Genomic DNA, 22864 nt, shown 5'->3' with positions numbered 1-22864 from the left:
TGACGACCCCCGACAACCGTTCCGCCGATCCTGAGGAGAGAGAACCCGAGATGAGCAACCCCTTCGACAACCCCGACGGCGTCTACTCGGTGCTGGTCAACGCCGAGGGGCAGCACAGCCTGTGGCCGGACTTCGCCGAGGTCCCCGCCGGGTGGACCACCGTCCACGGGCCCGCCGCCCGCCAGGAGTGCCTCGCCTACATCGAGGCCAACTGGACCGACATGCGCCCGAAGAGCCTGGTGGACCAGGACGGCTGACCCCCCGGGGGGGCGCACGGCGCACGCGAGAAGCTCGCGCCCCCCGCGAAAGGGCGGTCCTTGTACGGGAGGGCATGGCCTGAGGAAGGGAGAAAGCGTCCTTGCGGGCGAGCGTGCCCCTCGCGAGGGCGGCCCCTGCCGGAGGGCGTGCCCCCCTTGGGAGGCCGAGTTCCCGCGTGGAAGGCGTGTCCCCGCAGGGGGAGGTAGGAGGGCGTGCCCCCGCGAAAGAAGGGGTCCCCGGAGAGGGCGTGCCCCCGCGAAAGAAGGGGTCCCCGGAGAGGGCGGGCACGTACAGCAGAAGGTGGGGCGCGCGTACGCGGGAAGGGCCGGGCCGCGATGGGAGTCGCGGCCCGGCCCTTCTCTGCGGGCGGTCCCGTGTGCCGGGGCGGGTCAGGAGGCCGGTTCGGTGACCTCGGTGGCGGGGGAGCCGTCGACGGCGGCCGCGAGCTGCGGCGCCAGCCGGTCGAGCGTGTACGGCAGGCTCAGCACCGAGACGAACGAGAAGGCGTTGCCGTAGTCGCCGGTCTCCTTGACGAAGACCTCGCGGCCCTGCCGGACGACCTTCAGGTCGCCGTACAACTTGTCCTTGTGGAGCTTGGCCGCGTCCGCCGCGGGGTCGGCGACGATCCACACGATCGCGCCGGTGTCCAGCAGGTCGGTGCGCTCCTTGCTGATGTTGGCGCCGAACTGGTCGCCCACGGCCTGCTGCAGGCCGGAGGGCAGGGTGAAGCCCAGCGAGCTCAGGATGCGCGAGCGGTTGTCCTGCGGTCCGTACACGAAGATCCCCTGGTACGGGGTGGCGATCACCGCGGTGGCGCCGTCGAACTCCGGGTGCGCCTGCTTGGCGGCGGTGAACTCGGCCTCGACGCCCGCGACGAGCTTCTTGGCCTCCGCCTCCTTGCCCAGCGCCCTGCCGATGATCTCGGTCTGCCGCTGCCACGGGACGCCGTAGTCGGCGTAGTCCTTGGGCTGGGCCACCACGGGGGCGATCTTCGACAGGGTCGCGTACTGCTCCTTGGTCAGCCCCGAGTACAGAGCGAAGATCAGGTCGGGGGCCAGCGAGGCGATCTTCTCCACCTGCGGTCCCGTGCCGGTGTCCTTGAGCACGACGGGCGCGGCGGCGGCGCCCAGCCGGTCGGTGGCCCAGGGGCCGATGGCGCCCTTGTAGCCGCCCAGCCATTCGGTGGTGCCGACCGGCACCGATCCGAGAGCCAGCACGGAGTCCTGGTCGGTCAGCCCGACCGTGACGATCCGCTTGGGCGCGGCGGCGATGGTGGTGCTGCCGTATTTGTGCTCGATGGTCACCGGGAAGGCGCCGCCGCCCGGGGCGCCGGAGGGGTCGGCGGCGCTGGGGGCGGAGCCGCCGCCGGATCCGGTGCCGGAGCCGCAGGCGGCGACGGTGCCGCAGAGCAGCAGGACGGAGGCGAGCACCGCGGCGAGCCGGGTGCCTCTGGTGGAACGGGACATCGAGATTTCCTTCGGCTTTCGTCAGATGATCGGTGCGTTGTGCGTGGGGGGAGCTTGGAGTGCGCCGGAACGGGCGTCCGACCAGGACTCCCAGAGCGCGGCGTAGGGTCCTCCGGCGGCGAGCAGTTCGTCGTGGAGGCCGCTCTCCACGACCCGGCCGCCGTCCATGACGACGACGCGGTCGGCGGTCGCGGCCTGGGTGAGGCGGTGCGCCACCACCAGGGCTGTACGGCCCTCGATCGCCCGCAGGGCGGCCTGCTCCAGGGCGCGGGCCCCGGTGCTGCCCGCCTCGGCCGTGGCCTCGTCGAGCACCGCCACCGGCGGGTCGGCCAGGACGAGCCGGGCGAGGGCAAGTTGCTGTGTCCGCATGGCGGTGAGGCGGTGACCGCCGTCGCCGACGACCGTCCAAAGGCCCTCCGGCAGCGCTTCCACCCAGGTCAGGGCCTCCACGCGGGCCAGGGCCTCGCGCAGGTCGCCGTCGGTCGCCTCCGGGCGGGCCAGCCGCAGGTCCTCGGCGAGCGGCCCGGCGAAGACGTGCGTCTCCTGGGTGATCAGTGCCACCGCGGGGCCCGGCCGGCCCCGCTCGGGGACGGCCAGCCGTACCGAGCCCTGCGTCGGGCGGTGGACGCCGGCGATGAGCTTGGCGAGCGTCGTCTTGCCCGCCCCGCTGGCGCCGACCAGCGCGACACGCTCGCCGCGGCGGATGACGAGATCGACATCGTGCAGGACGAACCGCCCGGCCTCGTACGCGTGCCCGACCCCGCTGACCGTCACCACGGGGTCCCCCGCAAGCAGCGAGCCTCCGGCATCCTCCGCGCGCTCCGCCCCCTCCGACGATCCCCCCTCCGACGGCGGCCCCTCGGACGACGGCTCCTCCGTCGCCCCCTCGGATGACTGCCCATCCAATGCCGGCCGCCCGGGTGCCGGCCGCCCGGGTGCCGGCAGGCCGGGTGCCCGGCCGGGTGCGGGGTCCTCGGGTGCCGGCTGGTCGGCGACGCCGACCAGCCGGGCGAGGCTCGCGGCGGCCGACTGGGCGTCGTCGGCCAGGACCAGCGCGGAGTTGATCGGCGCGAACAGGCTATGGAAGTACAGCGCCGCGGCCGTCGCGGTGCCGACGGACACCGCGCCGCCGCGCACGAGGAGGAAACCGGCGACCAGGACCGCCGCCAGGCCGATGTACTCCGCCACGTGCAGGCGGCTGTAGAACCGCAGCACCAGCCGTACCCCGCGCATGGTCAGCTCCACCGCCGACCACGACCGCAGGGTCACCCGCTCTTCGTGCTCGGCCTCCAGCCGGAACGCCCGGACGGTGGAGGCGCCGCTGATGCTGTCCAGGAGTTGCTGCCGCTGCGCCCCGTCGGCGACGCGCTGCCGCGCGTACAACGGCACGGCGTTGCGCACGTACCAGCGCGCGGTGTGCGCCTGGATCGGCACCACCAGCAGTGCCGCGAGCAGGAACCGCCAGTCGAGCACGGCCAGCGCCCCGAAAGTGAGCACGATGGCCAGCAGTGAGCGGGCCAGTTCGGGAAGGGCGGTCCGCACGGCCTCGGCCACGCGCGAGACGTCACCGGTGACCCGGGCGGTCAGGTCGCCGGACCCGGCCTGCTCCACCTGCGCGAGGGGAAGCCGAAGGGCGCGTTCGACGAACCGCTCGCGCAGCCGGGCGAGCGCGGTCTCCCCGAGCCGCGATATCAGGGACAGCCCGAGCGCGGTTCCGGCCCCCTGGACGACGGCGACCAGCACCAGCAGCGCCGCGGGCGCGGTGAGGGCCTGCGCGGGGCGCCGTCCGGCGACCAGGTCGACGATGTGCCCCAGCAGTGGCTGGATGAGCAGGCCGGCGGCCGTGGCGGCGACCATCACCGCGAACCCGCCGAACGCCAGGCCCCGGTGCGGTCGCAGCAGTTCCCGCGCGGCAGCCCAGGTCCGTGCCGGGTTCGCCGTGGGCAGCAGCGCCCGTCCCCCGTCAGCGGAGACGCGCGCGGACGTGGCCGGCGTCAGGCGATCCCCGGCGACGCCCGTCCCCGCCGCACCGCCGCCCATGCCGGCGCCGCCGCTCATGCCGGTATCGCGGCCCGAATCGGTAACGCCGCCCATGTCGGTACCGCGGCCCATGTCGGTACCGCGGCCTATGTCGGTACTGCCAGGCATGTCGGGGCGGTCGGGCGTGTCGGTGTCGCCTGTCACGCCGGTGTCGCCTGTCACGCTCACGCCGGGGTCGCCTGTCACGCCGGTGTCGCGTGTCATGCCGGTGCCGTCGGGTGTGCCGGTGTCGCGCGTCATGCCAGCACCGCCGTGCGGTAGGCGGCGTGACGTCGCACCAGTTCGGCGTGCGGAGCGGTGTCGGTGACCTGGCCGTCGTCGAGCAGGATCACCCGGTCGGTGACCGCGAGCAGCGCGGGGCTGGTGGTGACCAGGATCGTGGTGCGGCCGCGGCGGAACTCGCGGACGCCGGCGGCGACGCGCGCCTCGGTGACCGCGTCCACCGCGGTGGTCGGGTCGTGGAGCACCAGCACGGGCCGCTCGGCGGCCAGGGCCCGGGCCAGGGCCACGCGCTGGCGCTGCCCGCCGGACAGCGAGCTTCCGCGCTCGCCCACCGCCGTGTCGCCGCCGAGCGGCAGGGCCCGGACGATCTCGTCGGCCCCGGCCGCCGCCAGCGCGCGGGCGATCCGGCCGGAGCCGGCGTCGCCGGGCGCCGCGGCCCCGACGTTGTCGTGCAGGGTGCCCTCGAACAGCTCCGCGTCGTGGTCGGCGACCAGCACCGCCATGCGCAGGTCGGCCGGGTCCAACGCGTTCAGCGGTACGCCGTCCAGCTCGACCACCCCGGAGTCGGGGTCGCACCGGCGGCCGAGGCAGCGCAGCAGCGCCGCGGCGTCCGCCGGATCGGTGGCGGCCACGCCGAGCACCTCGCCGGGGGCGACGTCGAGGTCCACCTGGCGGAGCCCGCCGTGGCTGACGCCGCGCAGCCGTACCGCGCCCCGCACGGGCCGCGCCGGCCGCGCGTCGCCGGAGGTCACCCGCGGCGGCGCGGACAGCACCTCGGCGATGCGCGCCGCCGAGGCCCGGCCCTGGGCGAGGTCGGCGTTGACGTAGGAGAACACCTCCAGCGGTCCCAGCAGGAACAGGGCGAGACCGACCGCGGAGACGAGCTGGCCCAGGCTGATGTCGCCCTGGAGGGCGAGTCGGCCGCCGGTGAGTGCGACGACGGCGATGAGGCATCCCGTGAGGGTCAGCACCATGCCGTTCTGCAGTGCCTCCGCCCGGGCCGCCCGCAGCGTGGCCGCCAGCGAGTCGTGGCTGGTGCGCCGGTAGCGGGCGACGGCCGCCGACTCGGCGCCGATGCCCTTGAGCACGCGGAGCCCGGTCACCAGGTCGGTGGCGACACCGGAGGCGTGCGCGGCGCGCTCCTGCTCGGCTTCACTGCGGCGTTCCAGGGGCCTGCCGAGCAGATGCCCGAGCCAGAGCAGCACGGGCGTCCCGGCCAGCACCGTCAGGCCGAGCGGCACGGAGATCCGCAGCAGCACCACGGCGCCGACCAGGAGCCCCGTCAGCGCCGAGATGCCGATCATCACGGCCATGGCGACGGCGCCGACGCGCTTGGCGTCCTCGGTCGCGATGGTGGCCAGGGTGCCCGGCAGCCTGCCGTTCTCCGCCCCGCCGCCGGGATCCAGCACGCGGCGTACGAGTTCGACGCGGAGCGCGTGGGCGCTCCGTTCGGCGGCTCGCTCCCCGGCGCGGGCGCCGAAGCGGAAACCGAACGACAGCCCCACGTACACGACGGCGAGCACCGCGAGCCACCCCAGCAGCGCCCCGGCGTCGCCGTCGGCGACGGCCTGGTCGATCACCACGCCGATCAGGACGGGGACCAGGGCCTCGCCGGCCTGGTGGCCGGCTCCGAGCACCGACCCGAGCGCCAGGTCGCGCCGCTGCCCCCGGATGGCGCGCAGCAGCACCGCCCGCCCCGGCGCACCCGTCCGCACCCGCGAGGAGCCGCCGGTCCCGAGACCGTCGGCATCAGCGCCGGTCCCGAGACCGCCGGCATCAACGCCGGGCGCGGCGCCGCCGGTAGCGGGGCCGCTGTTCGCGGCGCCGCCGGCACCAGGGTCACCGGTTGCGGGGGCGTCGGTCGCGGGGTCGCCGGTCACCCTGTGGCCCTGGGGGAGGAGGCGGAGGGCACGTGCGGGCGTCCGGCCGGGCCCAGGATGGAGCCGAGGATCTCTCCGGCCCGCACGGCGGTGGTCGACAGCAGCGTGGAGGTGAGGCCGTGGGTGTGCTCGGTCGCGCCTTGCAGGTAGATGCCGCAGTCCATGCCCCCGGTGGTCTCCAGGCGGTGGTCGCGGCCCACCCGCAGGCCGCCGTGCTCGTCGCGCAGGCAGTACGCGCCGGCCGCGCCGAGCAGGTCCAGCGGGTCGACCGGCCGGTACCCGGTGGCGTAGACCACGGCGTCCGCCCGCAGCCTCTCCACCTCGCCGTCGGCCAGCGACCGCACGGTCACCTCCACATGCGTGCCCTCGTCGCTCAGCCCGGTGACCCGGGACATGTTCATGACGCGAAGGCGCTCGGTCCCGGCCGCCCGTTCCTCGTACACCCGCCGGTAGAGCTCCCGCAGCAGGTCGAGGTCGACGACGGCGTAGTTGGTGTTGGCGTGGTAGTCCAGCAGCATGCGCTTCACCGGTTCGGGGGAGGCGTAGAAGTCGTCCACGGCGGCCGGGTCGAAGATCCGGTTGGCGAAGGGGCTGTCGTCGGCGGGGCTGTACCCGTAGCGGGCGAACACGGCGCAGATCTCGGCGCCGGGAAACCTGCGGTGCAGGTGTTCGGTGACCTCGGCGCCGCTCTGCCCGGCGCCCACGACGACGAACCGGCGCGGCGGGGAGGTCAGGCCGTCCAGTCGGGTGAGCAGCTCCTGGCTGTGCCACACCCGGCCGTCGGTCACCATCCCGTCCGGCAGCGTGGGCCGCAGGCCGGCCGCGACCACCAGATTGCGGGCGCGGTAGGTCGCGAGCTCGCCGTCCGGCCCGCCGCGCTGGACGACGACGTCGAGCAGCTCCACCCGCCCGTCCGCGTCCTCGACCGGCCGCACGGTGACGACCTCGGCGCCGTACCGCACCCGGTCGTCGAAGTCGGCGGCCACCCAGGACAGGTAGTCGTGGAACTCCAGCCGGGTCGGGTACATCGTCTTGAGGTTGATGAAGTCGGCCAGCCTGCCCTTCGCGTGCAGGTAATTGACGAAGCTGTGGCGGCTGACCGGGTTGCGCATGGTGACCAGGTCCTTCAGGAAGGACACCTGCATCGTCGCGCCGTCGAGGAGCATGTCGCGGTGCCAGCCGAACGCCTTCTGCTTCTCCAGGAACACGGCGTCCAGAGGGCTGTCCCCGCGCTCGGCGAGGGCGACGGCGAGGGCGAGGTTGGACGGGCCGAAGCCGATGCCGACGAGATCATAGACGCGGGTCACGGCGTCCGCTCCTTCATACGGTCTGGTCCTTCATGCGATGGGGGCGATGCCGGGAAGGGCTGGACGAGATAATTATTAGGTATGCCTAACCTAAATAAGGTAAGGCAGCCCTAAGTAACCATCCCGTGCGCATGGCTGTCAAGCTCGGGGCGGAGTCGAGCGGGGGCGATAGAGGCCAGGTGGGGTCGGACGGGGCCGCTAGGGGTTTCGGCCGGGATTGGGCGGCCCCGCCGCCGGACGGACCGCGCGTACGCCGTGGTGTCTCGGACGCGCGCGGTCCGCGGCCGAAATGGCGTTCCATGGCGTTCAATCTCATGATCAGTCATGACGATTGGAATTATTTGCCCAGGTCGCCGTGATCCCGGCCTCCATCTCGGGTATGCCGAAATTGATCCGTTCCGAGAAGCAAAACGGGAGGCGGTGAGGTCATGACTAGACCGACCGGCCTGGAGGCGCACCCCGACATCGTGGCCATGAGAGCCAAGTACGAGCGGGCGAGCTCCAGCATGGCGGCGCAGGTGATAGACGGGCTGACGCTCCTGGCGGGGCTCTATCTCGCGATATCCCCGTGGGTGGTGGGGTTCAACGGCCTGTCGCGGCTGTCGGTGAGCAACATGGTCACCGGGCTGGCCCTGGCCGCCCTCGCCCTGGGATTCGCGTCGGCGTTCGGCCGGACGTACGGGCTGACGTGGATCGCGCCGATCCTCGGGGTATGGACGATCCTGTCCCCGTGGATCATCCGGTCCCACACGACCGGGTCGATCTGGAACAACGTCATCACCGGCATCGTCATCCTGCTGCTCGGCCTCGGCGCCATGGCGGTGGGAAACCGCAAGATGCCGATGCGGCAGTAACGGAGTGCCCGGCCGGGTGTGGCGGGCACGCCTCGCCACACCCGCTGCGCGCTCCCGCCGGCGGCCGGGCGGCATCCTGGACGGCCCGGCCGTTTGCCGCGCTCAGCACGGGTATGGGGTCCTCGTGGAGCTGCGACAGAGCAATCCCGCCGAACCGGGCATCCGCCGCAGGCGCCGGGGACGCGGGTTCAGCTATCACTGGCCGGACGGCCGGCCGGTGAAGAACCGGCGGACGCTGGAGAGGCTCAAAGCCCTCGCCGTCCCGCCGGCGTGGCGCGAAGTATGGATCTGCCGGGACGCCGACGGCCACATCCAGGCCGTGGGAACCGACACCGCCGGCCGGCGGCAGTACCGCTACCACGACGTGTGGCGGGAGGAGCAAGATCGCGTCAAGTTCGACCGCGTGTGCGAGATGGCGCGCAGGCTCCCCGCCTTCCGTGAACGCGTCGGCAAGGACCTGGAGCGGCGCGGCCTCAGCCGCGAGCGCGTGCTCGCCGCCGCGGCCCGCATGCTCGACATCGGCTTCTTCCGCGTCGGCGGCGAGTCCTACGATTCCTACGGGCTCGCCACCCTGCGAACCGAGCATGTGACCTGCGGAAACGGCATGGTCACCTGTTCCTACCCGGCCAAGGGCGGCAAGCCCAGGGAGGTTCGGCTCATCGACGCCGAGGTCTGCAAGGTCGTCGCCGCGCTGCACCGCGACGGCGGCGACGGAGAGCTGCTGCGCTACCAGGAGGGCTCGGTCTGGGTGGACGTGCGCAGCGAGGACATCAACGCCTACCTGCGCGAGACCATGGACTTCGAGGTGACGGCCAAGGACTTCCGTACCTGGCACGCCACCGTGCTGGCGGCGGTCGGCCTGGCCGTCTCCGCCCGGGCGCGCAACAGGACCGGCAGGAAGCGCGCCGTCAGCCGTGTGATGAACGAGGTGGCCGACTACCTCGGCAACACCCCGGCCGTGGCGCGGGCCTCCTACGTCGACCCCCGGGTGATCGACGCCTTCGACAAGGGCCGCACGATCGAGCGGGCGCTGGTCGAGCTCGGCGCCGACGCCGGGTTCGGCCAGCTCGCGACGCACGGCGGCGTCGAACGGGCGGTGATCAGCCTGCTCCGCCGTTCATAGCCGCTCCCGGCCGGCGCCGCGCTGCCGGCGCCGGGGAAAGGAAGGGGAACAGCCATGACCGACCTGAAGGACGGCCGCGCGGCCGCCACGGACCTGGGAGACGGCCGGCCCGCCGCTAACCCGTACGCCTCCCTGTCGACCGCCGAGCTGGTCCGGCACCTGTCGGAGGACGTATCCCGGCTGGTCAAGGACGAGATCCGGCTGGCCGCCATCGAGCTCACCGGCAAGGGCCGCAAGGCCGGCCTCGGCGCCGGCCTGTTCGGCGGCGCCGGAGTGGTCGCCCTGTACGGCGGCGGGGCGCTGGTCGCCGCGCTGATCCTGCTGGTGGCCCAGGCGCTCGCGCCCTGGATCTCCGCTCTGATCGTGGGCGTGGTGCTGCTGATCGTCGCCGCCGTGCTCGCGCTCGTGGGCAAGCGGCAGGTCGCCAGGGCCACGCCGCCCTTGCCGCAGGAGGCCATCCGCAGCATCAAGGCCGATGTCGACGCCGTGAAGGAGAGTGCACACCGATGACCGAGAACGACCCGATCGGCGCGGACCACCGCCCCACCGCGGGCGAAGTGGGCCTGCGCAGACAGGAGCCGGGCACCGCGACGCCTGAGTCCGCCGGCCCCTCGCTCAACGTGCCCGAGGTCCACGCGCCGCCCAAGCCGTACGTGAAGCCCGTGGTCAGCCACGGCAGGGGCGACCCGCTCGCCGGGCTGTCCGAGACGCCCGTCCGCGCCGCCGAATCGACGCCGGCCGCCGAGCCCGGCCACGGTTCGCCCGACGGCCACGGTTCGCCCGACGGCGGGCACGGCGGCACGCGCGTCTCGGAGGCCGACCGGCTGCGCGACGACATCGTGCGCACCCGCGAGGAGCTCGGCCGCACGGTCGAGGCGCTCGCGCACAAGGTCGACGTGAAGTCCCGCGCCCAGCGCAAGGTGGCCGAGACCAAGGCCGCCGCCAAGGAGAAGGTGACCGAGACCACGGCCGCGGCCAGGGACAAGGTGACCGGCACCACCGCCGCCGCGAAGGAGAAGGCCGCCGAGATGGCCGACCGCCTGCGCGGCGTCACCCACACCCGGACCGGCGAGGGGGCCACCGGCATGGACACCGAGATGGACACCGGCCTGGGCCTCGGCCCGGGCACGGGAGAGACGGCCCGTGAGCCTGTTCCCGAGCGGCTCAGAAGTGTGGCGGAGCAGGTTTCCACCCAAGCGCGCCGACGTCCTGGTGTGATCATCGCGGCTGGCGCCGCCACCGTGGCCGGGGCGGGGCTGCTCGCCTGGGCGCAGCGGCGCGCCCGTCCCAGCACCGCCCACGAGGCGTGGCACGCGGCCCGTCAAGCCCGCGACCGCATGCTGTCCCGCCGCACCTGACCATCCCGCCGCGCTCGACCCCGCCCCGCCGGCACCATGGGGGCGCCACGGCGAAGCGGCGCCCGGCGCCGGCACGGCGTGCGGCCCGTACGCGGCGCCCGGCGCCGTGTACGGCCCGCGGGGAACGGGCGCGCCGGAGGCGTGGGGTACGGCAGGGCGGAGGCGTGGCGTACGGCCCGCGTGGAATGGGCGCGGCAGGCGGCGGAGGCGCGGTGCGCGCGGGTGGTCTTCTCGTCATGTCGATCGGTTGGGAAACGGTGGGTCATGGGGGGCATGTCGCGGTTGTCGGCGCCGAAGCGGCGGCGGATGCTCGTCAGGCGCCGTCAGGCGCCGTCCGCGTAGCACCGTCGTCCGCTTCGCCGCCGACCGCCCGTTCGACGGCCCGTCCGCCATCCCCCCGTCCGCTCCGCCGCGCAGGGCGCGGCGCACTTCGCACGAGGGGAACCGCATGCCGCCGCATCCCAACATGGACCCCGAGCTGGCCGCGGGGCTGGAGCACGCCTTCATCCCGCCGATCGACTTCGCCCGGATGTCCCCCGAGGACCTGCCGGCCCTGCGACGGCGGATGGCCGGCGCGTTCGCGGCCATGCCGCCGCTGACCGGCCCGGGCGTCACGGTCGAGGACCAGCGTGTGCCCGGCCCGGACGGCGCGCCCGACCTGAGGCTTCGCGTCTACCGGCCCGCCGAGCGCCGCGGCCCGACGCCGCTGCCGTGCCTGTACTGGATCCACGGCGGCGGGATGATCCTCGGCCTGGTGGAGATGGACGACGCCCGGGTGGCGACCTTCGTGCGCGACGTGGGTTGCGTGGCGGTCTCGGTGGAGTACCGCCTGGCCCCCGAGCACCCGTACCCCGCCCCGGTCGAGGACTGCTACGCCGGCCTGGTGTGGACCGCGAAGAACGCCGGCGACCTCGGCGTCGACCCCGCGCGCATCGCCGTCGGCGGATCGAGCGCCGGCGGAGGGCTCGCCGCGGGCACCGTCCTGCTGGCCCGCGACCGCGGCACCCCAGCCGTCGCCTTCCAGTTGCTGCTGGAGCCCATGCTCGACGATCGGGGAACCACCCCCTCGTCCCTGCGGTCGGAGGATGCGGTGGCGTGGAACAGCGCCGCCAACGCCTTCGGCTGGCGGGCGCTGCTGGGCGAGGCGGCCGGGTCCGCCGGCGTGCCGCCGTACGCGGCGCCGGCCAGGGCCGAGGACCTGTCCGGGCTGCCGCCCGCCTACATCGACGTCGGCGAGCTGGAGGTCTTCCGCGACGAGTGCGCCGACTACGCCCGCCGGCTCGTCCAGGCGGAGGTGTCCACCGAGTTCCACATGTACCCGGGCGCCTTCCACGGGTTCGACGCGCTGGTGCCGGGCGCCGAGCTGAGCCGCAGAGCCGTCGCCGGACGCTCCGCCGCCCTGCGCCGCGCCCTCGCCCGTTGAAACGCGTGCCCACCGTGCCCACCGTGCCCGCCGCGCTCGGGGCGCTCGCGGCGGGCGGGCGGCGCGGCGGTCAGCCGGCGATGAGGCGGGCCAGCAGCGCGCCGCAGCCGGCGGAGGCCAGCCCGGCCGCCACGCTCAGGGCGACGTTCAGCGCCGACAGCAGCCGTGCGCCGTTCTGGACCAGGCGGAGCGTCTCGTAGCCGAAGGTCGAGTACGTGGTCAGCGCGCCGCAGAACCCGGTGCCCAGCAACGCCATCACCCCGTCGCCCGCGGGCAGCGCCACGAGGAAGCCGAGCAGCGCCGAGCCGCAGACGTTCACGGTGAAGGTGCCCCAGGGGAAGGCCGCGTCGTGCCGTGCCTGCACGAAGCGGTCGGTCAGGTAGCGCAGCGGGGCGCCCAGCGCCGCGCCGAGGATCACCAGCAGCACACTCACGGCGCGGTCCCGCCGGGCCGGGCGGTGGAGCGGATCACCTCGACCTGGTCCAGGACGACCAGCCCCTCGGTCACCAGCTCGTCCAGGCGGGGCAAGAAGGCGCGGACGCGCTCCTCGGCGTCCACGATGATGACCACGACGGGCAGGTCCTCCGACAGCGACAGGATGCGGGAGGTGTGGATGCGCGAGGTCGCGCCGAAGCCCTCGATGCCGCGCACGACGCTCGCCCCGGCGAGCCCCGCCTCGTGGGCGCGGCGGACGATCTCGTGGTACAGCGGCCGGTGGTGCCACTGGTCGGACTCGCCGACGAAGACCGACAGCCGGAGGGCGGGGCCCTGGAGCTTCGCCGTCTTCACCATGTCCGCCATGCCGGCCCCGTCTCTGGTCATGACCGCCCCGTGCGGAGCAGCCGCAGCGCCGCGCGGGTGAGCACGGCGCCCGCGTACACGGCGGGCACGGCGCACAGCACCGTCCCCGCCAGGTAGGCGAGCGCGACGCCGGGCGCTCCGGCGGCGGTCGCGCGGCCGATGTCCACGATGTACCCCGAGAAGGTGGTGAACCCGCCGAGGACGCCGACCCCGAGGAAGGGGCGCAGCAGGCGGTGCACCTGGCCCGCCTCGGCGATCGTGGTCATCAGCACGCCGATCAGCAGGCATCCGGCCACATTGATGGCGAAGGTCGTCCACGGGAACCCGCCGGGCGGTCGCGGGAAGGCGGCGCCGAGCCCGAACCGGGCGAGCGCGCCGATCACCCCGCCCGCGGAGATCACGCCGAGGGTGTCCCAGGGGACCGGCGAGCCGTCCATGGCACCGACCCTATCGGCGGGAGCCGGACGGCCGGATCGCCGGGCCAGGTGAGCGGACCGGATGTGAACCACATCACAGGGGCCCTTGCGGACGGCGGCGGCGCGGAGTGAAGATCGCAGTCACCATCTCCGCTCCTGAGGAGGATCAGGTGCCCCTGGACAGCGATCTCCACGCCGAGGACATGCGGTCACAGCGGCGCAAGGCCGCCTTCGCCGGCGTCGTCGGCACCGCCATCGAGTGGTACGACTTCTTCCTGTACGGGACGGCCGCCGCGGTGGTCTTCCCGCAGGTCTTCTTCCCCCAGTCCAGCGAGTACGCCGGGACACTCTCCTCCTTCGCCACCTACGCGGTGGGCTTCGCCGCCCGGCCCGTCGGAGCGGCGATCTTCGGGCACTGGGGCGACCGCATCGGCCGCAAGGCGACGCTCATCGTCACCCTCGCCCTGATGGGGGTGTCCAGCGCCCTGATCGGCGTGCTCCCCGGCACCGCGTCCATCGGCGTCGCGGCGCCGGTGCTGCTGGTGGTGCTGCGCGTCCTGCAGGGCATCGCGGTCGGCGGCGAGTGGAGCGGCTCGGTGCTGCTGTCCATGGAATGGGGCGATCAGAGGCGCCGCGGGCTGATGGCGAGCTGGCCGCAGACCGGCGTCCCGATCGGCCTCATCCTCGGAACGGGCATGATGTCCCTGCTGGCGACCACCGCCGGCGACGCCTTCGTCGAGTGGGGCTGGCGGGTGCCCTTCCTGGCGAGCATCCTGCTGGTCGCCGTCGGCCTGTGGGTGCGCCTGCGCGTCATGGAGACGCCGCTGTTCGCCCAGGTGATCGAGCGGCGCCAGGTGGCGCGGCTGCCGATCGCCGAGGTGCTGACCCGGCACCCCAAGGAGGTCGTGCTGAGCGCGCTCGCCCGGGCCTCCGAGCAGTTGCCGTTCTACATCTTCACCACCTTCGCGCTCACCTATGTCGTCAAGGAGGTCGGCCTGTCCAGCGGGTTCGCGCTGGCGGCGGTGACCTGCGCGGCGGCGCTGGAGCTGGCGGCCATCCCCGCCTTCGGCCACCTGAGCGACCGGGTCGGCCGGCGCAAGGTGTACGCGACGGGGGCGGTGGTGCTCGCGGTCGTGGCGTTCCCGTACTTCATGGCGCTCAACACGGCCATCCCGGTCGTGGTGTTCCTGACCATCATGATCGTGCAGATCCAGCACTCCATGGAGTACGGCCCGCAGGCCGCGATGATCGCCGAGAGCTTCCCGACCGGCCTGCGGTACGGCGGCGCCGGTCTGGGGTACCAGCTCTCCTCGCTCATCGCGGGAGGCCCGGCGCCGCTGGTGGCGACCTGGCTGCTGCACGACTTCGGCTGGCAGGCGATCGCGCTGTTCATGATCGCGGGGGCGGTCGTCGGATTCACCGCGACTCTGCTGCTTCCCGACCGCTCGAAGGTCGACATCGCCGACCACGCCGCCTACTGACGGCCCGCCGGTGCGTCAGTCGACCTCGGCGCTGCCGCTGACCCGCAGCTTGCGGCGGGCCCGCTCGTAGAAGGTGGTGGTGCCGAGGCGGACCACGCGGCCCGCGCAGCGCACCGCCGTCACGGTGAGGCGGTCGCCGGGAGACAGCCGCGCGCCGACCGAGCCGTCCACCTCGACGGCGAGCTGCCCGCTGGAGGGCAGCAGCTCCAGGGTGACCTCCTCGTCGGCCGACAGCACCAGGGCCCGGTTGAATGAGGAGTGGGCCGCGGCCGGGACCACGAGGAACCCCTCGACCAGAGGCGAGACCAGCGGGCCGCCGGCGGAGAAGTTGTAGGCCGTCGAACCGGTCGAGGTGGCCACGATGACGGCGTCGGAGGCGTACCGGACGAAGGGCTGGCCCCCAACCGAGATCGACACCGCCGACAGCCCCTCGCCGGGGATGCGCACCAGGGCGATGTCGTTGAACGCGGTGACCGTCTCGCCGTCGGGCATGGACGCCCGGACGGCCATGCGCGGCTCGACGGTGAAGCGGTGGTTGTCGATGGCCGACAGCGCCGGCGGCAGCTCCTCGACGTCGATCTCGGCGAGGAAGCCCAGCTTGCCCAGGTTGACGCCGAGGACCGGGGTGATGCGCTCAGAGGCCAGCCGCATGGTGCGCAGCATCGTGCCGTCGCCGCCCAGGCTCACCAGCAGGTCGGCGCGCTCGACGAGCGTGGCGGCGTCGACCCGCACGGCACTGCAGTCGATGCGGCCCACCTCGTCGGGCAGGCCGAGCACGGTGACGCTCCTGGTGCGGGCCCACTCGATGATGGTGTCGATGGCCTCTTTGGAGTCCCGCTGCGGGTGCAGCACCAATCCTACGGTCTTGACCATGCCCATGCAGGCAACTGTACGGCCGCTCGCCTCCTGCGGACGCCGGTGTCCCCGCCATGGTGGCCCGCACGGTGGCCCGCCGGCCGCGGCCTTCGCGGGCCGCGTGGCGACCGGGACGACGCACTACGACGCACGACGACGCGGGACGACGCCGGGACGACGCGGGAGGCCACCGCGCCGGACGCGGGAGGCGGCCCGGGTGATTGTGTAGTCGACACTATCTACCATCGCCTAATTAAGTGGTGCTGACACCAGTTTGGTGGCCGATGTGGCGTCGTTCCGGGCCGATGACGCGCTGATCGACGTGGTAAACCGAGGGCGGGCCGGAAACCGCGCTAACTTAGCCCCAAGAGCCGGCCAATGCGCCGCCCTGTTCCACACGTGGGAGGCGGCGGAAATCGGGTATATTCTTGAGGGGTCAAACTATGCCCTGTGAAAGGAGTGGAAGATGGCGACACAGATCCAGACGCTTCTCATCGACGACCTGGAAGGTGGCGAAGCAAAAGAGACGGTGTCCTTCGCGATTGACGGCACCAGCTACGAGATCGATCTGAACGACAAAAACGCCAGGAATCTCCGCGAGGCTCTTTCGCCTTTCGTGTCCAGCGCGCGCCGGGCTGAGAGCGCTCCCGCCCGGGGGCGCAAGCGTGGCGGCTCTCAGCGTCCCTCTCGCGACAAAAGCTCCGAGATCCGCGCTTGGGCCAAGGCGCATGGCCTGAACGTCAGCGAGCGTGGCCGCATCGCCTCGCACATCGTGGCACAGTACGAACAGGCTCAGTGATTGATTAAGCCGTCCCGCCCGGTTTAGTCGCCCGGCGAGCATGTGATCCGCCGCGCGGGTCGCCGCACGCGGACCGCGTTTGCGGCCGCCGTGCTCGCAGCGGGCAGAGGCCGTCCCAGTGGGGAGGACGGCCCCGCCCGGCCTCCGCCGTCCTCGTGGACGACGGGGTTGACCTGCGGATCCGCGGCGCTGGTCGGTGCGCGTCCAGGGGCGGCCCCGCCGAGCGTGCTCGGGTCGCCATTCGCGGAAGGGTAGTGCTGACTTCAGTCACTTTGTCACAATGAGCACTATTCCTTACCGTCGTTACGTGTTACCCGTGCCGCCGCCCGGCTCTGGAGGAGTCCCCGGAAATCATGGGCAGGCAGCACGCCGCCGGCAAGGCGGCTTTCCACCCGTAACCGACGCTTAACAGGTGCGAGAGGTCGCGGGATCGCCGCGCGACAACCGCCGTGTGCGCCTTGCCGCGCCCGGGCGCCGGGTATGCCGGCCCTCGGCCATGTCAATCCGAACCGATCCGGCCGGGACATGACGACTTGACGCATCCGCCTTACCGACGTCACCATCTTGCGATAGCGTCTGCCGTCACGACGCTCTCACCCGCCTACTCCGCGGCCGGCCCGAACCCGCCGGGAGGGTCCTGTCCGACCGCATGCCGTCTCACCGGCCGTAATGGGAATGCCCGCCGCGGCCGGGGCGATTGCCCGGGCATTTTCCGGCGCGGAGCCTATCGCGGCGGCCCGGCGGCGTCCGCTGTCCGCTTCCGGACATTCGCCGCCGTCCCGCGCCCAATCCGCCGCGTTACATGCGATCGCGATATGCAATGCCCTCCGGCGAGCCTATTGACCGGTCGTCGTGCCGGTGAATGCCCGTGGATGCTTAGCGGCTCCACGTACCCGCGTATGGCGGTTTGTCGTACCTTTCCGCTCCTATAAGTCATAGGAGCATGGCCTCCGCGCCCCTGGACCGCCCGCCGGACGCGCTGAACGGGGGCATGGTGGCCGAGGGCATGGTGGCCGAGGGCCGCCCGCACGCGGGGCCACGACGCGATGCACGCGGGGCCACGACGCGATCAGCGGGTCGTCAACTCCTCCCCAAGTGCCGCCGGCGCCGAGATAGCGCCCGGTGCGAGCGGGTAGCCATGGGAGCAGTTGTCCATCAAGGGGGAGAGGGCAATGAAACGTGCGGTTCTGGGGGCGGTGTCGCTCGGCGGCATCGGTCTGGGCGTGATGCGGTGGCGCTCCTCGCGCCGGAGCAGGGCCAGGACGCGGCGGGAGGCCGCCCGCTGGCTGATGGTCACCATCAACCGCCGGCCGGAGGAGGTGCTGGCGGAGGGCCGGCTCCCCGAGCCGCTGGCGAGGTTGGGCGACACCGTGGAGGTGCGGGTGCGCGAGGCGCCCGGAGGCCGCGGCACCGAACTCGGCGCCCGCCCGCTCGCGGGGGTGCCCACCGGCGCCACGCAGGTGCTCGCCCGGCTCGGCGGCGAGGATCCGCGCCAGGCGGTGCGAAGGGCGCTGCGGGAGTCCAAGTGCCTGATGGAGACGGGGGAGGTGCTGCTGCCGGACGCGCCGCCGAGCACGCGGCCCACTCCCGCAGGGAAGATTCTGGATCTCGCCGTGCAGCGCGCGGGCGGGGAGGGGCGGCTGTGAAGGCACTGTGCTGGCAGGGCGTGAACGAGCTGTCGGTGGAGCGCGTCCCCGACCCCAGGATCCTCAACGCCCAGGACGCCATCGTCAAGGTCGGCCTCACCACGACCTGCGGTTCCGACCTGCACCTGCTGGGCGGCTACATCCCGGCGATGCGCGCGGGCGACGTGATCGGGCACGAGTTCCTCGGCGAGGTCGTCGAGGTCGGCACCGAGGTGCGCCGGCACAAGGTCGGCGACCGGGTCGTGGTGTGTTCGATCATCGGCTGCGGCCGCTGCTGGAACTGCGAGAACGGTCTGTGGTCGGCCTGCGACAACTCCAACCCCGATCCCGGCCTGACCGACATGCTGTGGGGGCAGCCGTCCGCGGGCATCTACGGCTACTCCCACGCCACCGGCGGGTTCAAGGGCAGCCACGCCCAGTACGTCCGCGTCCCCTTCGCCGACCACGGCGCCTTCGCCGTGCCCGACGGCGTGAGCGACATGGACGCCCTGTTCTGCTCGGACGCGGCGCCCACGGGCTGGATGGGCGCCGACCTCGGCGGGGTCAAGCCCGGCGACGTGGTCGCGGTGTGGGGCTGCGGCGCCGTCGGCCAGATGGCGGCCCGCGCGGCGATGCTCCTGGGCGCCGAGCGGGTGATCGCCATCGACCGCCACCCCGAGCGCATGACCATGACCGAGCGCCACGTGGGCGCCGAGACCCTGGACTACACCCGCACCGACGTGATCGCCGAGCTCAAGGAGCGCTCCGGCGGCAGGGGCCCGGACGTCTGCATCGAGGCCGTCGGGCTGGAGGCCGACAGCGCCGGGCCGAAACGCCTGTACGACCGGGTGAAGCAGCGCGCGGGCCTCACGCTGGACCGTCCGGCCGCGGTGCGCGAGGCCATCTACGCCTGCCGCAAGGGCGGCTCGGTGTTCGTGCTCGGCGTCTTCGCGGGCCTGGTCGACAAGTTCCCGCTCGGCGCGATGATGAACAAGGGCCTGACCGTCAGGGGCGCCCAGCAGCACGGACAGCGCTACATCCCGAGACTGCTCGACATGGTGAGCAACGGCGAGTTGCGCACGGCCCACATGGCGACCCACACCATGCCGCTGGAGCACGGGCCGCACGGCTACGACCTGTTCAAGAACAAGAAGGACGGGTGCGTGCGCGCGGTCTTCCGCCCATGGGCCTAATCGCCGGTGGCCGGGGGCAGCAGGCGGCGGGTGGCCGCGAGCTCGGCCTTGAGCGCCTTCACCTGGTGTTCGAGCTCCAGGATCCGGCGGATCGCGACCAGGGTCATGCCCTCGCCGGACAGCTCGGCCACGTACTGCACGCGGTTGATGTCGGCGCGCGAGTAGCGGCGCTGGCCGCCGGAGGAGCGCTGGGGGCGGACGACCTCGAACTCGTCCAGGCGGCGCAGGAAGGACTGCTGGACCTCGAGCATGTCGGCCACCTGCCCCAAGGAGTACAGCGGCGCGTGGTGGTCGTCGATGGGAAGCCGGGTCATGGGCGCCTCCAGGCGCGTCGGGCCGGCGCCGCTCTCGCGGCACCGGCCCATCGTCTCTCGGGGGTGACGGATCAGGCGCGGATCGCCTTGGCGTCCCCGTGCTGGATCTCGACCTTCCGCGGCCTGGCCCGCTCCAGGACGGGGATGCGGACCTGCAGCACGCCGTTGTGGTAGGCGGCATCCACGGCCTCGCTGTCGAGGTGCTCGGACAGGTACACGCGGCGGGTGAAGGTGCCCATCGGGCGTTCGCGGACGAACGGGCGGTCGTCCTCGGAGAGCTCCTCCGCGCGGCCGGCGCTGACGCTCAGCACGCCGCGGTCGACGGTGACCTCGATGGAGTCGGGGTCGATGCCGGGCAGGTCGAAGCGGAGCAGCACGTCATCCTTGCGGCGGATGCCGTCGAGGGGCATGACTCCGCGGGCGCTTCCCTCCCCCCAGCCGAGGCTGCCGCGGGTCAGGTGGTCGAACTGGCGCTCTACTTCCTGAACGAAGGGATCGATCGACGTCAACAGCATCTCCGGAACCTCCTCTGAATACCGGCGTCGAGTGAAACCTCTGACTTGAGTTGTAGGTTAGCTCGATTCCCCGTTGGAAGCAAGCGTCATCGCCAAGTGTGGCTCCCTTGATGCCCTGGGTCCGACGACATGCCGCGATAGCTGTTGGTGTGCGGTGGTCGTGCGTTGGGTGTGCGGCGCGTCCGCCTCGCGGGGGAGACGGGGTCGGGTGATCGGAGGATGGCGCCCGTACAGGCGCCCCGTACGCTGCGGCCATGTCCCGGCGCCAAGCCCCGCTCGCCCGCATCGGCGACTCCGGTGTCCCGAGCCCCCGCATCTGTCAGGAGCCCCTCCCGCAGGACGCCGTCCCCGGGGAGGCGGCCGCGCGGGAGCGGGCCCGCATGGCCCTGGAACTGCACGACCCGGTCGCCCACAGCGTCAGCGTCATGGTCATGCAGGCCGGCGGCGTGCGGATGACGCTCCGGGGGACGCACCCGCGGGCGTCCGAGGCGCTCGCGCTCGTCGAGCGGATCGGCCGCGGCGCCGTCGAGGAACTGCAGCGCATGCTGCGGCTGCTGGGAGCGGGCGAGGCGCCCGGCCTGGTCCCGCAGCCGAGCCTCGCCGGTCTGGAGGAGCTCGCCGAGCGCGCGCGGGCCGGGGGGCTGGCCGTGACCGTCGCCACCGAGGGCGAGCCGGTGCCCCTGCCGGCCGGGCTGGAGGTCTCCGCGTACCGCATCGTCCAGGAGGCGCTGACCAACGCGATCAAGCACGCCGGGCCCACCCGCGCGGTGGTCGTGCTCGCCTACCGGCCGGGCGAGCTGTCGGTGGAGATCTCCGACCAGGGCCCGCCCGAAGGACGCCCACGCCCGCCTGACGCGGCGGAGGCGTCCGAGGGCCGGGGGCTGGCCGGCGTCCGCGAGCGGGTGGGGCTGTTCCGCGGCACCCTTGCCGCCGGTCCCCGCCCCGGCGGCGGCTTCCGCGTCCACGCCGTCCTCCCCCTGCGACCCCGCTGAGCCCGTGCCGGACCGTGGCCTTGCCTTCGCGGGCGCGGGCGAGCCGAAGGTCCCGCTGACCTGGGGACCTTCGCCGCTGACAGCTCTTCACGGCCGGCGGGACGATCGATATCAGGGCGCTGGACAGGGGAGGCGGTCATGGTCGTGAATGTCGGCGACGTCATGGGCAGGGTCGCCATCGCGGTGAGGCCGGACACCTGCTTCGCCGACCTGGTGGAGACGATGCGCCGCTTCAAGGTCGGCGCCGTGGCCGTCGTCGACTCCGGGCGCCGGCCGGTCGGAGTGGTGTCGGCGGACGATCTGCTGCTGCGGGAGATCGGCGCCGAGCGCGTCGAAGCGGTCCTCGAGGGCCGCGGGCGGGGCCGCGAGCGCCCGAAGGCCGCCGGAGGCACGGCGGCCCAGGTGATGAGCACGCCCGCGATCACCGTGACCGAGGTGACGCCGGTCCGGGAGGCGGCCCGCCTCATGCACGAGCACCGGATCAGGCAGCTTCCCGTCGTGGACCGCGTCACCGGCAAGATCGTCGGCACCGTGCACCAGGCCGACCTGCTCAAGATCTTCGTCCGGCCGCCCGCGGAGGTGCTCGACGACGTCGAGGAGGCCGTGCGCGAGGCCGGCGTCGAGCCGCGAACCCTGTCGATCCTCGTCGAGCACGGGCTGGTGGCGCTGACGGGGACGGTCCCGAGGCGCTCGCAGATCCCGCTGGTGGTGCAGGCCGTGCACGCGGTGGACGGCGTGATCGAGGTCGACGACCGGCTCGCCTTCGCCGGCGACGACCTGATCACCGTGCCCCCGCTGTACCTGTGAGCGGACTCCCCCCGCGAGGTCTCGCCGAGCTTGTGAGGGGTGCCGTGCTCGGGAAGGCGCGTCGTCGCGACGGCCGGTCGAGCCTGCGCGTGCCCCGGGGGAGGGCGCGCGCCGGTGGGGTGGTCCGCCGTGTGAGGGTGGTAGGCGAGGGGGAGGTGCGCCATGGCGGGACAGATCGTGGTCGGCGTCGACGGTTCCCACTCCGCGGCGGCCGCGGTGGAATGGGCGGCGGACGACGCGGTGCGCAGAGGAGCCCGGCTGCGCGTCGTGCACGTGCGCGAGCCCTGGTCGATGGACTACCCCTACCGGTCCGCGCCGTGGCTGCCCGACGCGCTGACGGCGTACTGGCGGGCCGTGCTGGCGGCCACCGTCGACTGGGTGCGCGGCTACGCGCCCGGCCTGCAGGTGAGCGCGACCCTGCTCACCGGCGCCGCCGCCGAGCGGCTGTGCACCGAGGCCGAGGACGCCGACGAGCTGATCCTGGGCGGCGGGGGGCCCGGCGGCTTCGTGGGGGCGGTGCTCGGCTCGGTGGGCCGCGATGTCGCCTGGCACGCCATGGCGCCGGTGGTCGTGGTCAACCGCTCGCCCGGGCGGCGTCATGGCGAGATCGTCGTCGGCTACGACGGGTCGCCGGTGTCGGAGGCCGCCATGGAGTACGCGCTCGGCGAGGCGGCCCGGCGGTGCGCGCGCGTGTGCGTGCTCTACGCCTGGAGCGCGCCGCCGTTCTCCCCGTACGCGACCGCCTGCGCCGGCGGCCTGGCCGAGGCGATGGGCGAGGTGACGCGGGAGGTGCGGCTGCGCCTGGCGATGTGGCGGGAGCGGTGCCCGGGGGTCACCGCCCGGTTGCGCCCCATGCGGGGGCATCCGGTCACGGCGCTGTCGGACGCCTCCCGGCGGGCCGATCTGGTGGTCGTGGGCTCCGGCGCGCACGGCGACGCGACGGGCGCGGGCTTCGGCGGCTCGGCGGGCTACTCGGTCGGCTACGAGGTGCTGCGGCACGCCCGCTGCCCGGTCGCCGTGGTCCATCCCCGGGAGACGGCCGGATCACGGCCGGGCGGAGGCGTCATTAATAGGTAAATATGTCGAATATCCCTTTTATCCGGATTCGCGGAGCGGTCGCGATGGGGACACTCCT

The 22864-nt window shown here is 73.2% G+C and carries 23 protein-coding genes; 13 read left to right on the top strand and 10 right to left on the bottom strand.

Features of this window, described 5'->3' with window-relative positions; genetic code table 11:
• Window positions 1–50: 50 nt before the first annotated feature.
• On the top strand, window positions 51–257 hold the full coding sequence (locus ABZU32_RS18730; protein WP_354847706.1) for an MbtH family protein: 207 nt from the start codon (window positions 51–53) through the stop codon (window positions 255–257).
• A gap of 390 nt (window positions 258–647) precedes the next feature.
• Here ABZU32_RS18730 and ABZU32_RS18725 read toward each other — a convergent pair whose 3' ends face one another.
• The 4 genes from ABZU32_RS18725 to ABZU32_RS18710 all read right to left on the bottom strand — a co-directional run bounded on the left by ABZU32_RS18725 (window position 648) and on the right by ABZU32_RS18710 (window position 7173).
• Complete coding sequence (locus tag ABZU32_RS18725) at window positions 648–1724, bottom strand: iron-siderophore ABC transporter substrate-binding protein (protein ID WP_354923742.1); 1077 nt, start codon at window positions 1722–1724, stop codon at window positions 648–650.
• Window positions 1725–1745: 21 nt separating this feature from the next.
• Window positions 1746–3782 carry an ABC transporter ATP-binding protein gene (locus ABZU32_RS18720; RefSeq protein ID WP_354923740.1) on the bottom strand — a complete coding sequence of 679 codons (2037 nt, stop codon included), beginning with the start codon at window positions 3780–3782 and terminating at the stop codon, window positions 1746–1748.
• A gap of 218 nt (window positions 3783–4000) precedes the next feature.
• The gene (locus ABZU32_RS18715; RefSeq protein ID WP_354923738.1) at window positions 4001–5866 is read right to left on the bottom strand and encodes an ABC transporter ATP-binding protein; all 1866 of its coding nucleotides are present in this window, start codon (window positions 5864–5866) and stop codon (window positions 4001–4003) included.
• The gene (locus ABZU32_RS18710; RefSeq protein ID WP_354923737.1) at window positions 5863–7173 is read right to left on the bottom strand and encodes a lysine N(6)-hydroxylase/L-ornithine N(5)-oxygenase family protein; all 1311 of its coding nucleotides are present in this window, start codon (window positions 7171–7173) and stop codon (window positions 5863–5865) included. Before ABZU32_RS18710 ends, ABZU32_RS18715 begins: the two co-directional genes overlap by 4 nt.
• 428 nt (window positions 7174–7601) lie before the next feature.
• Between ABZU32_RS18710 and ABZU32_RS18705 the strand changes: the two genes are divergently transcribed.
• From ABZU32_RS18705 to ABZU32_RS18685, 5 genes are all read left to right on the top strand, one after another.
• Window positions 7602–8027, top strand: coding sequence for an SPW repeat protein (locus ABZU32_RS18705; RefSeq protein ID WP_354847720.1), 426 nt, complete (start codon window positions 7602–7604; stop codon window positions 8025–8027).
• Between the two features lie 124 nt (window positions 8028–8151).
• Window positions 8152–9150 (top strand): DNA topoisomerase IB, encoded by a 999-nt coding sequence (locus ABZU32_RS18700; protein WP_354923735.1) that lies wholly within the window; start codon window positions 8152–8154, stop codon window positions 9148–9150.
• Between the two features lie 54 nt (window positions 9151–9204).
• On the top strand, window positions 9205–9660 hold the full coding sequence (locus tag ABZU32_RS18695; RefSeq protein WP_354847725.1) for a phage holin family protein: 456 nt from the start codon (window positions 9205–9207) through the stop codon (window positions 9658–9660).
• Entirely contained in the window at window positions 9657–10508 is an 852-nt protein-coding gene (locus tag ABZU32_RS18690; protein WP_354923733.1) for a DUF3618 domain-containing protein, read from the top strand. Before ABZU32_RS18695 ends, ABZU32_RS18690 begins: the two co-directional genes overlap by 4 nt.
• Window positions 10509–10956: 448 nt before the next feature.
• Complete coding sequence (locus ABZU32_RS18685) at window positions 10957–11931, top strand: alpha/beta hydrolase (protein ID WP_354923731.1); 975 nt, start codon at window positions 10957–10959, stop codon at window positions 11929–11931.
• A 70-nt stretch (window positions 11932–12001) separates the two neighbouring features.
• On the opposite strand, the gene crcB is transcribed toward ABZU32_RS18685, so the two are convergent.
• The 3 genes from crcB to ABZU32_RS18670 are packed head-to-tail and all read right to left on the bottom strand — an operon-like array spanning window position 12002 to window position 13169.
• A complete protein-coding gene (gene crcB / locus ABZU32_RS18680) occupies window positions 12002–12364 on the bottom strand; it encodes a fluoride efflux transporter CrcB (RefSeq protein ID WP_354923729.1) in 363 nt (120 codons plus the stop codon).
• A complete protein-coding gene (locus ABZU32_RS18675) occupies window positions 12361–12753 on the bottom strand; it encodes a DUF190 domain-containing protein (RefSeq protein ID WP_354923727.1) in 393 nt (130 codons plus the stop codon). Before ABZU32_RS18675 ends, crcB begins: the two co-directional genes overlap by 4 nt.
• On the bottom strand, window positions 12750–13169 hold the full coding sequence (locus ABZU32_RS18670; RefSeq protein WP_354923725.1) for a CrcB family protein: 420 nt from the start codon (window positions 13167–13169) through the stop codon (window positions 12750–12752). The genes ABZU32_RS18675 and ABZU32_RS18670 overlap by 4 nt, the downstream gene beginning before the upstream one ends.
• 149 nt (window positions 13170–13318) lie before the next feature.
• Here ABZU32_RS18670 and ABZU32_RS18665 point away from each other — a divergent pair, with 149 nt between their 5' ends.
• Window positions 13319–14629, top strand: coding sequence for an MFS transporter (locus ABZU32_RS18665; protein ID WP_354923723.1), 1311 nt, complete (start codon window positions 13319–13321; stop codon window positions 14627–14629).
• 15 nt (window positions 14630–14644) lie between these two features.
• Here the strand turns inward: ABZU32_RS18665 and ABZU32_RS18660 are convergent, their stop codons facing one another.
• On the bottom strand, window positions 14645–15508 hold the full coding sequence (locus tag ABZU32_RS18660; RefSeq protein ID WP_354847743.1) for an NAD(+)/NADH kinase: 864 nt from the start codon (window positions 15506–15508) through the stop codon (window positions 14645–14647).
• Between the two features lie 442 nt (window positions 15509–15950).
• Between ABZU32_RS18660 and ABZU32_RS18655 the strand changes: the two genes are divergently transcribed.
• From ABZU32_RS18655 to ABZU32_RS18645, 3 genes are all read left to right on the top strand, one after another.
• Window positions 15951–16283 (top strand): Lsr2 family protein, encoded by a 333-nt coding sequence (locus ABZU32_RS18655; RefSeq protein ID WP_354847746.1) that lies wholly within the window; start codon window positions 15951–15953, stop codon window positions 16281–16283.
• Window positions 16284–17455: 1172 nt separating this feature from the next.
• Window positions 17456–17929 (top strand): hypothetical protein, encoded by a 474-nt coding sequence (locus tag ABZU32_RS18650; RefSeq protein WP_354923721.1) that lies wholly within the window; start codon window positions 17456–17458, stop codon window positions 17927–17929.
• A complete protein-coding gene (locus ABZU32_RS18645) occupies window positions 17926–19101 on the top strand; it encodes a zinc-dependent alcohol dehydrogenase (RefSeq protein ID WP_354923719.1) in 1176 nt (391 codons plus the stop codon). The genes ABZU32_RS18650 and ABZU32_RS18645 overlap by 4 nt, the downstream gene beginning before the upstream one ends.
• Here the strand turns inward: ABZU32_RS18645 and ABZU32_RS18640 are convergent.
• Entirely contained in the window at window positions 19098–19415 is a 318-nt protein-coding gene (locus ABZU32_RS18640; RefSeq protein ID WP_354923717.1) for a MerR family transcriptional regulator, read from the bottom strand. The two genes, ABZU32_RS18645 and ABZU32_RS18640, sit on opposite strands and share 4 nt — an antisense overlap.
• 71 nt (window positions 19416–19486) lie before the next feature.
• A complete protein-coding gene (locus ABZU32_RS18635) occupies window positions 19487–19930 on the bottom strand; it encodes an Hsp20/alpha crystallin family protein (protein ID WP_354923716.1) in 444 nt (147 codons plus the stop codon).
• A 254-nt stretch (window positions 19931–20184) separates the two neighbouring features.
• Here ABZU32_RS18635 and ABZU32_RS18630 point away from each other — a divergent pair, with 254 nt between their 5' ends.
• The 3 genes from ABZU32_RS18630 (at window position 20185) to ABZU32_RS18620 (ending at window position 22806) form a co-directional block, all read left to right on the top strand.
• Window positions 20185–20922: a histidine kinase gene (locus ABZU32_RS18630; RefSeq protein WP_354923714.1), complete on the top strand. Its 738-nt coding sequence runs from the start codon at window positions 20185–20187 to the stop codon at window positions 20920–20922.
• 138 nt (window positions 20923–21060) lie between these two features.
• Window positions 21061–21729 carry a CBS domain-containing protein gene (locus ABZU32_RS18625; RefSeq protein WP_354923712.1) on the top strand — a complete coding sequence of 223 codons (669 nt, stop codon included), beginning with the start codon at window positions 21061–21063 and terminating at the stop codon, window positions 21727–21729.
• A gap of 162 nt (window positions 21730–21891) precedes the next feature.
• The gene (locus ABZU32_RS18620) at window positions 21892–22806 is read left to right on the top strand and encodes a universal stress protein (RefSeq protein ID WP_354923710.1); all 915 of its coding nucleotides are present in this window, start codon (window positions 21892–21894) and stop codon (window positions 22804–22806) included.
• Window positions 22807–22864 lie beyond the last annotated feature (58 nt).

This window comes from Sphaerisporangium sp. NPDC005288 (genome assembly GCF_040607475.1).
Lineage (GTDB): Bacteria > Actinomycetota > Actinomycetes > Streptosporangiales > Streptosporangiaceae > Sphaerisporangium > Sphaerisporangium rhizosphaerae.
The sequence above is the reverse complement of the archived record's forward strand: the minus strand, read 5'-3'. Positions and strand labels throughout refer to the sequence as shown.